Source organism: Streptomyces sp. NPDC051822, from assembly GCF_044452745.1.
Classification (GTDB): Bacteria; Actinomycetota; Actinomycetes; order Streptomycetales; family Streptomycetaceae; genus Streptomyces.
The window spans coordinates 99,655-109,434 of record NZ_JBITBZ010000014.1; the positions used below are offsets into that span (position 1 = coordinate 99,655).

Here is a 9,780-nt window from a genome sequence, read left to right on the forward strand (position 1 = left end):
CGGTGCAGGCATCGACGGCCGGCAAGCCGGTTCCCTGTCTCACCAGGGGCTGCTGCTGCTCGTCGACGTCGGGCCGGGGGAGGTCGTGTGCGCCGGAGCGGTGGTGGGCCGGGCGTCGAAGGCGGAGCCGCCCGAGGACGACTCCGTGGGAGAGTGTGCCCGCCCGGCGGCCGTGAGGCGGACCGGGGTGGTCGACGTCGACTGGGTGGCGGCCCGTGCCGGCGCCTCCCTGCCCACCTCATGGGCGCGCTCGTCCACCTCGCCGATCCGTTCCAGGCGCAGCACCAGATTGCGCTCGTGCTGGTTGCCCTGGGGCCAATCCACGTCCTTACTGGTGATCAGCTGCGTCCGTATGCCGTCCATGGTCTCCCAACGGCTGCGGATCGCGCGGACGTTGGGACGCCACTTCCCCTCGTGCAGGTGCTCCACCTCCAGGTGCCAGCTCGGCGCGTCGATGTGCCGGACCGTTCCCGCCTCGCCTGGGATCTCGATGCGCGCACCGCGCGAGCCGGACACCGCGACGACCGCGCGCTGTGGCCAGTCGGCGTCGACGTCGACGACGGTGATGCGGCAGGGGCCTTCGTACCAGGCCATGGGTGTCCTCCGGTGTTCTTGTGCGGGGAAGTCGGGGTCGCGGAGCGCGTATGGGGCGGGGGAGGCGGGGCGTCAGCCTCGGTCGAACTCTTGCGCCACCAGCGACGCGAGTTCGTAGTACGCGGCCCGGGTCCGGCCGCGCATCCACTCGGGGTCGACCTCGCCGCCCCGGGCCAGATACGGGTCGTACGGAACGCTGACCACGGCCCGGCAGCGCTGCCGGAAGTGGGCGACGATCTCGTCGACCCGGATCAGCCGTCCCGAGGACGACCGCACTCCGGAGACGACCGTCACCGCTTCGCGCGCCTTCTCCTCGTAGCCTTGGGCGGCCAGCCAGTCGAAGGTGACGCTGGCGCTGCTGGCACCGTCCACGCTCGGCGTCGCCGCGACGACGAGTTGGTCGGAGAGGTCCAGGATGCCGCGCATGGTGTCGTGCAGCATGCCGGTCCCGGAGTCGGTGAGGACGATCGGGTAGTGGCCGCTGAGAAGTTCGACGACCCGCCGGTAGTCCTGGTCACCGAAGGTCTGCGAGACCGCCGGGTCCGAGTCGTTGGCGATCACCTCCAGACCACTGGGCGCCTGCGAGGTGAACGCCCGGATGTCCATGTAGGTGCGCAGGTCGGGGATCGCGGTGACGAGGTCGCGTACGGTGGCGCCGGACTGGCGCGGGACGCGCCGGCCGAGGGTGCCCGAGTCCGGGTTCGCGTCCACGGCCACGACCCGGTCGGCCCGCTCGCGGGCCAGCACCGCGCCGAGCGCCAGGGTGGTGGTGGTCTTGCTGACGCCGCCCTTCAGGCTGAGCACCGCGATCCGGTGGCTGCGGAGCAGCGGGGTGTGGAGCGCGTCGGGCACATGGGCAGGGGCCCGGCGGAGACCGACCCGGAAACGCTCGCGGGCCGTGCGGCGCACCAGACGTTCGCCGGACAGTTCCCGGTCCGCGGCCCAGCCGATACGCCGTGCCGGTGCCGCGGCGGGTTCCGTGGGAGGGGGCGGCGTCGCCGGGTTCGGGTCCGCTGCCTCCGCGGGCCGCGCTCCCGTCGCCCCGGGCTGCGGTAGGGAGTGCTCAGCGTCGGGCTCCGGTACGGAGTGTTCGGCGTCGGGCTCCGACGCCGTCGGGGCGGGGTCCGGGAGTGTCGCTTCGCCCGGGTCCGTCGTCGTGGCGGCCGCCGTGACGTCTCCGTCGTCCTCCGTGTCCGCGCGTACGTTTCCGTCGCTCTCGGGATCCGTAGGCCTGTCGCTGTCGCTGTCTCCGTCGCTGTCTCCGTCGCTGTCTCCGTCGGTCGCCGGGGCCGTGGGCAGGTCTTCGTCGTCCGTCGGACCCGGGTGCGCGCCTCCCGCGCCCCCCTGGCCCTCCCCGTGCGTCGCCCCGTCGCCCCCGTCGCCCTTCGGCGGTCTCGCCGCCGGCAGGCGCTCGCCCCGGCCCGTACGCCACTCCTCCGGGCTGTAGTCGGGTGCGTCCGTCCAATGCCCGGGTTCGTCCATGTCGTTTCTGGCTACGACGGTAACCACCTGGCGGTCCCCTCTCGTCGGTCGTCCGGAGGAACGGGCCGGCGGACGCGACCGGTTCAGGTGAGGATGTGTCGGTCGATCAGGCCGGGGCGAGGTCGCGCTGTTCCAGGACGGGGCGCAGCGCCCGTACGGCATAGAAGTTGCGGGACTTGACCGTGCCCGGCGGTATCCCGAGCGCGACGGCCGCGTCGGCGGTCGAGCGGTCGTTGAGGTGCAGTTCCACCAGCACGTCCCGGTGGTGCGGGGCCAGTTCGGCGAGCGCGTCGCCGATGGCGTGCGCCGACAGGATCTCCTCGAACGGGTCGTCCGGGGCCGCCCGGTCCTCCGGCGTTTCGTCGCCCAGCTCCTTCGGGCGGGCGGACTGTGTCCGGAAGTGGTCGATGGCGATGCGGCGGGCGACGGTGAAGAGCCAGGGGCGGCCGTGCTCCGGTCCGCGGACCAGGGCCTGGGGGTTCTGCCAGGCGCGCAGGAACGTCTCCTGGAGCATGTCCTCGGCCTTGCCCCGGTCCCCGCTGGTCAGGCGGAGCAGCGTGCGGAGCAGGGCGGAGGAGTGGAGCCGGTAGAACTCCGCCAGGGTGTCCCGGTCCATCGTGGGGCGCGCCTCCGCGCGTGTGCCCGGCCCCGCCCCCGCACGGGTCGCGCCCGCCGGTGCGCCGTCGGCACTGTCCCCCTGCATTCCCATCCCGGTGCTTCCTCCCGCGCTGCGCCGTCGACGGCTCCTCGGCGCTCGACGGCGACACCAACCGACCGCCTCTGAAGGCTCGTCGGGCTCGTCCCGGCAGAATCGCAACCTTGACTAATGCTTTGCTAACGATCAGGTGCCTTTCGCGCCCCGCGTGGTAACGCCTCGCTTGCGTCTTCCTAAAGGGGCTCCGGGCCTCGGTTCCGGTCCGCCTCCGGGGCCCGGTAGACACCCGGCCGCCACCGCCGCCGGCGCCCGCGCGGCACCACGGCGGCTGCGCCCGTCACCGCCGCCAGCAGCGCCAGACAGCCTGCCGACACCCACCAGGCGGATCCCGCGGCGGAGGGCCCGGCACCGGGCGGCATCGCCACCCCCGGCGCCGTCGCGCGGACACCGGAGGGCGAGGCGCCGTGCCCCTCCTCGGGGAGGACGGCAGTGACGGCGGCCACCGGGTCTACGGGTCCGTGCCCCCGCACCGGGTCCGGCAGACGGCCGCCCGGACTCGACGTGGTGGCCTGCAGCCGATGCGCGAGCGCCTCGGCGCCCAGGTCCGGGTGGTAGCCGAGGACCAGGGCCGCCGTTCCGGCCACGAACGCGGCCGCGTAACTCGGCCCCGAGGCCGTGAACTTGCCCCTGCCGCCCGGTCCGGGGCCCATCACGGCCTCGCCCGGCGCCGTCAGGTCCACCCGGCCCACGATCCCCTGACGGGGTACCTCCCCGCCGGGGCCGGTCGCCGCCACGGACAGCACCAGCGGGTGCGCCGCCGGATACGCTGTGCCGCCGCCGTTCACCCCGGTAGCCCCGTCCGGAGCGGCCGGCGCGACCACGAGTGCGCCCTTGGAGACGGCGTACCGCACGGCGCTCGACAGCGCCGGGCTGTCCCGGCCCACCACCGCCACGGTGACGATCACCCGGGCGCCGTCGTCGGCCGCCACCCGGATGCCCTGGGCGAGGAGGTCGGGGGTGGTGTTCCCCCGCCGGTCGGTGACCGGGACGTCGAGTATCCGCGCTCGGGGCGCGAACCCCGCGAACCCCGCTCCCGCGGTGGGGGCCGCCGCGATCAGACCGGCCGTGAAGGTGCCGTGACCCGCGCAGTCCTTCGCCGGGCCGGCGTCGAACAGGCGCGGTGCCCGCTTCAGCCGGTCGCCCAGAAGCCCTGCGGCGTCGTCCACACCCGAGCCCACCACGGCCACCGTCACCCCCGCGCCCTCGGAAAGCGGCCAGACCATCTCCGGACGCAACCGGGCCTGCGGCCACGGCAACCGGGTGACCATCCGGTTCGACGCCTTGCGGCACGCGTCGCTGGAGAGCCGCTGCGTGAGGGCGGGCAGCGAGGTGGGGTCCGTACCCGGAGCCGTCGCCGTCGCCGGGGCCACCGCGGCGATGGGACCGGCCGTCGCGGCAGCGGCGCTCCCCGGAAGGGGGGCCACCGTCCCGCACAGCAGGGCCGTCGCGATCACCGTCGTACCCCCTCTCGCCCGACGGCTCACGCGACACCGCCCGGCACGCGGTCCCAGGGCACGTCCTGCGGCAGCAGCAGGCTCAGCTCCGCCACGTCGTCGATGTCGAGCCGGCTGAGCCGCCCGGCCTGCCGGGTGATCATCGACTCCATGGTCTGGCGGGCGAAGCGGCCGTTGCCGAACGTACGGTCGCGCGGCACCGAGGCGAACAACTCGCCGAGAGCCGACGACGTCTCGGGCGGGCACACGTAACCGGCCTTCTCGGACAGCGCCTCGACGATCCGCACCAGCTCCTCGTCCGTGTAGTGCTCGAACGAGACGGACCGCGAGAACCGGGAGGCCAGACCCGGGTTGGAGTCCAGGAAGCCCTGCATCTCGTCGGCGTACCCGGCCACGATGACCACGACCTCGTCGCGGTGGTCCTCCATCAGCTTCATCAGGGTGTCGACCGCCTCCTGGCCGAAGTCGTTGCCCGTACCGCCGCGGGGCGTCAGGGTGTACGCCTCGTCGATGAACAGGACGCCCCCGCGCGCCCGGTCGAAGGCCTCCTTCGTCAACTGGGCGGTGTGCCCCACGAACCGTCCCACCAGGTCCGCCCGCGCCGTCTCGATCAGCTGGCCGCCCGGCAGCACCCCGAGTTCGGCGAGCAACCGGCCGTACAGACGTGCCACCGTCGTCTTACCGGTTCCGGGCGGTCCCGAGAACACCAGGTGATGGCTGATCGTGGCGGTCGGAAGCCCTGCCTCCTTGCGCCGGTTGACCTGCTTGATCAGGTTGACCAGGTCCTCGACCTGCTCCTTGGCGGCGGGCAGTCCGATCATCGCGCGCAGCTCGTCGAGCAGCTCCGTCCGGCGTTCCGCGGGCTCCCCGGCGGCCACCGTCACCCCCACGTCCTCGGGCGTGAGCAGCGCCAGGTCGGCATTGCCGATCTCCGGCAGCGTGGCCAGCCGTGAGGCCTGCCGGTCCACCATCTCCTCGAAGACCTTGCGCGCGGCCCGGCCGTTGCCGAAGTCGGCGCCCTTGGCCACGCCCTCGAAGTGCCGCGCCAGCGCCTCACGGGTGCCGTCGGCGAGCTGGTAGCCGTGCGAGGCCGCGGCCATCGCCACGATCGTCGTCAGCTCGTCGTCCGAGTAGTTCTCGAACTCCACCGTGCGGCTGAAGCGCGAGGCGAGCCCGGGGTTGGAGTCGAGGAAGCCCCGCATCTCCTCGGAGTACCCCGCGACGATGACCACGACCTCGTCGCGGTGGTCCTCCATCAGCTTGACCAGCGTGTCGATGGCCTCCTTGCCGAAGTCCGGCCCGCTGCCCCCGGTGCCCTGCGACAGCGTGTACGCCTCGTCGATGAAGAGCACGCCGCCGAGCGCCCGCTGGAAGACCTCCGTCGTCTTGATCGCCGTACCGCCGATGATCGACGCCACCAGGTCCGCGCGGGCCACCTCGACGAGATGACCCGACGGCAGGACGTCCAGCTCGGCGAGGATCGAGCCGTAGAGCCGGGCCACGGTCGTCTTGCCAGTGCCCGGTGGGCCCGCGAAGATCAGATGGCGGCTCATCGGCAGCGCGGGCATGCCCGCCAGCTCCCGTCGTCTGGCCAGCTTGTTGAGGTTGACCAGGGTGGAGACCTGCTCCTTCACCCCGTCCAGGCCCACCAGCGCCTGCAAGGCCTCCAGCGGCCCGTCCGGCCTGCGCGGCGCGGCGGACGGCATCGGGCCCGAGGCCCCGCCGGGAGGACCGTCCTCCGCGCCCTCGCCGTCCGTGTCCCCGCGCGTCCCCGACTCGCTCCCCTGACCGGCGGCCGAGGCGGTGATCTCCCCGTACGAGTCCGGCAGGTCGTTCTCCACGCTCGTCAGGTTCTCCACCGCGACCCGGACCGACGGCTTGAGCTGGCGCAGCCCCGAACCCCGGTTGCCGGAGACCGTGCAGTCGTGCACCCGCACCGCCTCCGTCGAGTCGACTCGGATGCCGTCGGCCGTGTTGTCCACCGCCTCGCACCGGCTGAGCGTGGCCCGGCCGCCCGCCGCGACCCGGAAGCCGTAGCGCCGGCAGGACCGTGCGCGGGTGCGGGTCGCGGTCAGCTCCCCGCCGTCCTCGACGAGTACGCCCTCCTGCGGCGATTCGGCGACGTTGCAGTCCCGCAGCGTGGCCACCCCGCCCGCGCCGACCGACACGCCGACCCCACCGGTCTCCCGCACCACGGTGTTGCCGACGTAGGCGTTGCCCCCGTCGGCGATCCGCACCCCGGCCTGTCCGGTCGCGGAGACCTCCGAACCCTCCAGCCGGCCACGCCCGTCGCGGGTCACCTCCACGCCGGGTCCGGCGACGTCCGACACGGTCACGCGCCGCAGCATCGGGTTGGCCCCTTCCAGGACGCGCACTCCCGCCCCCGCGCCGCCGCACACCTCCAGCCGGTCGAAGTCCGGCGCGCTGTCCCCGGTGAGCACGACCCCGGCGTCCCTCGCGTCCCGCACCGAGCAGCGCTTGAACGAAGGCCCCGAGCTCTCCTCCACCCAGATGCCACTGCCCTCGGCCCCGGTGACCTCGCACTCCTCGAAGGTGCCGCGCGAACGGCCCGTGACATGGATGCCGTTGCCCTTGGTGCGGGAGGTGCGGCAGCGGCGCAGCACCGGGTCGGTGCCCTCGGCGAGGGCGATGCCGTGCACCTTGGTGCCGGTCACCGAGCACTCCTCGAGGACCACCCGCTCCTTGGAGCTGATGAACACGCCCAGCAGGCAGTCCCGTACCGAGGTCCGCAGCACCTGGGTGGAGCTGTTCTGCTCCAGGGCGATGGCCGGCTTGTCGGTGGCCGAGATCTCGCAGTCCTCGATCACCCCCCGGCCCTCGCCGTTGGCGCACACCCCGTTGCCCCGGGCGTCACGCAGCACGCAGTTGCGGAACGTCGGATTGGCCCGCTCGCCGATGACCACCGCCGAGGTGCCCAGATGCTCCACGACGCAGTCGTCGATCACACTGGTGCCGGTGGACGTCTCCACGATTCCCGCGCCACCGGGGTTGGTCACCCGGCAGCCGCGCATCGCCAGCGAACCCTGCTGGCGGGTGAGTACGGCGGCCCAGGCGTTGCCCACCACCTCGCAGTCCTGGAGCGCCGCCTGACCGCGCGGCACGTCCACCGCGGGCAGCTCGTCGTCCAGCCCCTGCAGCACCAGCCCCGTCAGCTGCACCGCTTCGGCCACCACCTGGACCACCGTCCCCCGGGGCGGCACGATCCGCACGCTTCCGCGCCGGTCCTCGGCGGTGATGGTCACCATCTTGGTGATGACCAGGTTCTCCTCGTACCGCCCCGGCCGCACCGAGATCACCGCGCCGTTGCGCGCCGCCTCCAAGGCAGCGCCGATCGTGCGGAACTGGCCGCCGGAGCCGGACGGCCGGTCGGTCTGCGCCTCGGCGCTCACGGTCAGCACATGGCGCGACATGCGTGGTTGTTCCCTTCGTGGTGGGCCGGTGGCCTCGGTGGGCCGGACCGCTTCAGGAGGCGGTGCACTGGACACGGGCGGCGTCGCCCGCGTGATGGGCGTAGGTCCGCGTCGAACCCGACCAGTCGAGACCCCGGTCGTGGAGCTTCACCGTCAGCAGGCCACGGGTGACGTTGACGCCGCCGGCGCTGATCCACTGCCCCCGCCGGGAGGCCTGGTCGACGGTGAAGGACTTGAGGATCGGGTCGTTGCCCGTCGCACCGGCGTGCACGGTGTAGTACGACGGCTTGCCGCCCACCGCCTTGATGTCGCTGTTGTTGGGAATGTGCACCGAGACCTGGCAGGTGCCGGAGGTGACGTCGCCGGTACGGAACGTCCAGCGCAGCGCGTTCCCGGCGTCGCTGCCCTGGTGTCCGGACATCGGCAGGGAGTAGAAGTCGCCGTTGCAGCCGGAGCTGCCGTAGCCGCCGGTGCCGTACCGCTGCCAGCCCTCCTTGCCGTCCGTGTACCAGCCGCTGTACGTGAAGGTGGCGCCCGAGCCCGCGCAGCCCGGGCCCGCCACGGCCGAGTACTGCGCCTTCGCCGGGGGAGCCGGCGTCTGCTGCGGCGCGGTCACGGTCCCCCGGGTCTCGGTGGGAGTCGGGCCGGGCCGGGTGGTGGGCGTCGGGTCGGAGGTGGACCTGGACCCGCCGGAGGTCGGACCGGTGGTGGGCCGGGAGCCGCCTGAGCCGGTGCCGGTGCCAGGGCTCTTCGTGGCCGTCGGCCCGGGGCCGCCGCCGAGGCTGCCCACCCCGGCTCCCGCGCCGAGACCGGCGGCGGACTTGGCCAGGGGGTTGTTCGCGGGGCCCGGACCGCCGTCCCGCGAGCCGGGGGCCGCCCCCGGGGCGCCGGTTCCCGGCAGGGCGGAACCCTTCTCCGGGGCGTCGACCCCCGGCACGTAGCCGTCGGAGCCTCCGCCGGCCTGGTTGTACCCGGTGGGGCGAGGGGGCACGGGATTCGGGCCGGAGCCGCCGCCGAGCTGAGAGAACAGCAGGGGTACGCCCATCAGGACCACGCCCGAGGTGGCCGCCGCCGCGATCATCGGCTTGGAGAGCCGCTTGCCGGGGCGGGAGACGGCGCGGGGGACCGGCGCGACGGTGGCGGCCGCGGCGAGGCTGTCCGCGTCGGGGGCGGCCTGTCGTTCGCCCTCCCGTTCGCCGTCCGGCGCGCCCTCCCCGGCGGTCTCGGCCTCGCCCTCGGGGGCTGTGGTCCCCGGGGTGTCGGGGCCGGCCGCAGCGACGGTGCCGACCGGCGCGGCCGCGGTTCCGGCGCTCGTCTCCGGGTCGGCGACCTGCTCCGACCCGGCGCCGGCCGGGTCCGTCCCCGGTCCGGATCCGTTCGCTGCCCGCGCGGCGCCGGTACGCGGCTCGGGCGCCTCGCCGGCCCCGTCCGGATCGTCGTCCGCCGCCTGCCAGGCGACCGTCGGCAGGCTGATCGCCGACGCGGCCTGCGCGGCGGTGCCCCCGGCCCGTGCTTCGTTGTTGTCCACCGTGATTCCCCTCGGTCGTCGCGGACCCCCCGCGACACGTACGAACGGACCGGCGGTGTCCCGTGGTTCACCGGACCGGTCAACTCAGCGGGTGGACTTCCGTCCCTTCCGGCGCGGGGGTCAGCACGAAGGCGGCGGCGCGCTCGACGACGTCCTGGCCGAGGGGGCCCGGGGCGGTGTAGCCGGGCCTGTCGAGGTGCGCGAGCAGCTCGGCCTCGGGAGCGAGCGCGTACTGCTCCAGGTAGTACGTGACGGTGTCGGTCCATACCCACCGCCCGTCCGTGCGGAAGTTCAGCGGCACCTCCGCCACCCGGGAGGGGTCCAGCACGTCGTCCATGAGGACCGGCGTCATCAGGACGGGCGTGCCGGCGTTCAGCCGCTCCACCAGCAAGGCGCGCAGGTCCGGGTCCTCGACCACCGGGTGGTCGAGGCCGAACCCCGGGCCCGTCTCCGGTCCCGCGTGGTCGAAGACGGAGGCGAGTCGGAACTCCGGGTCGGTCATGGCGAGGTCCTGTCCTTGGATCGGGGCGGCCCGGCGGCCGTACGCTCCCGGGAGAACGTACGGAACGCCGGGCA

7 protein-coding genes are annotated in these 9,780 nt (G+C 73.8%); all 7 read right to left on the reverse strand.

The window, feature by feature from the left end; all coding sequences use genetic code 11:
• Nucleotides 1-39 precede the first annotated feature (39 nt).
• The 7 genes from ACIA8N_RS32655 to ACIA8N_RS32685 all read right to left on the reverse strand — a co-directional run bounded on the left by ACIA8N_RS32655 (nucleotide 40) and on the right by ACIA8N_RS32685 (nucleotide 9,706).
• Nucleotides 40-594, reverse strand: coding sequence for a hypothetical protein (locus tag ACIA8N_RS32655; RefSeq protein ID WP_365781154.1), 555 nt, complete (start codon nucleotides 592-594; stop codon nucleotides 40-42).
• A 72-nt stretch (nucleotides 595-666) separates the two neighbouring features.
• The gene (locus ACIA8N_RS32660) at nucleotides 667-2,076 is read right to left on the reverse strand and encodes a MinD/ParA family protein (protein WP_365781155.1); all 1,410 of its coding nucleotides are present in this window, start codon (nucleotides 2,074-2,076) and stop codon (nucleotides 667-669) included.
• Between the two features lie 106 nt (nucleotides 2,077-2,182).
• A complete protein-coding gene (locus ACIA8N_RS32665; RefSeq protein WP_365781156.1) occupies nucleotides 2,183-2,785 on the reverse strand; it encodes a sigma-70 family RNA polymerase sigma factor in 603 nt (200 codons plus the stop codon).
• A 179-nt stretch (nucleotides 2,786-2,964) separates the two neighbouring features.
• Nucleotides 2,965-4,245: a S8 family serine peptidase gene (locus tag ACIA8N_RS32670; RefSeq protein ID WP_365781157.1), complete on the reverse strand. Its 1,281-nt coding sequence runs from the start codon at nucleotides 4,243-4,245 to the stop codon at nucleotides 2,965-2,967.
• 26 nt (nucleotides 4,246-4,271) lie between these two features.
• Nucleotides 4,272-7,676 carry a right-handed parallel beta-helix repeat-containing protein gene (locus tag ACIA8N_RS32675; RefSeq protein WP_365781158.1) on the reverse strand — a complete coding sequence of 1,135 codons (3,405 nt, stop codon included), beginning with the start codon at nucleotides 7,674-7,676 and terminating at the stop codon, nucleotides 4,272-4,274.
• Nucleotides 7,677-7,728: 52 nt separating this feature from the next.
• Entirely contained in the window at nucleotides 7,729-9,204 is a 1,476-nt protein-coding gene (locus ACIA8N_RS32680; RefSeq protein WP_365781159.1) for a hypothetical protein, read from the reverse strand.
• Nucleotides 9,205-9,283: 79 nt separating this feature from the next.
• The gene (locus ACIA8N_RS32685; RefSeq protein ID WP_327165022.1) at nucleotides 9,284-9,706 is read right to left on the reverse strand and encodes a hypothetical protein; all 423 of its coding nucleotides are present in this window, start codon (nucleotides 9,704-9,706) and stop codon (nucleotides 9,284-9,286) included.
• Nucleotides 9,707-9,780 lie beyond the last annotated feature (74 nt).

Bases quoted from the DNA above. Each gene is read 5' to 3' on its own strand.
- ACIA8N_RS32660 (WP_365781155.1), bottom strand. From the start codon at position 2,076: ATGGACGAACCCGGGCATTGGACGGACGCACCCGACTACAGCCCGGAG.
- ACIA8N_RS32655 (WP_365781154.1), bottom strand. From the start codon at position 594: ATGGCCTGGTACGAAGGCCCCTGCCGCATCACCGTCGTCGACGTCGAC.
- ACIA8N_RS32665 (WP_365781156.1), bottom strand. From the start codon at position 2,785: ATGGGAATGCAGGGGGACAGTGCCGACGGCGCACCGGCGGGCGCGACC.
- ACIA8N_RS32675 (WP_365781158.1), bottom strand. From the start codon at position 7,676: ATGTCGCGCCATGTGCTGACCGTGAGCGCCGAGGCGCAGACCGACCGG.
- ACIA8N_RS32685 (WP_327165022.1), bottom strand. From the start codon at position 9,706: ATGACCGACCCGGAGTTCCGACTCGCCTCCGTCTTCGACCACGCGGGA.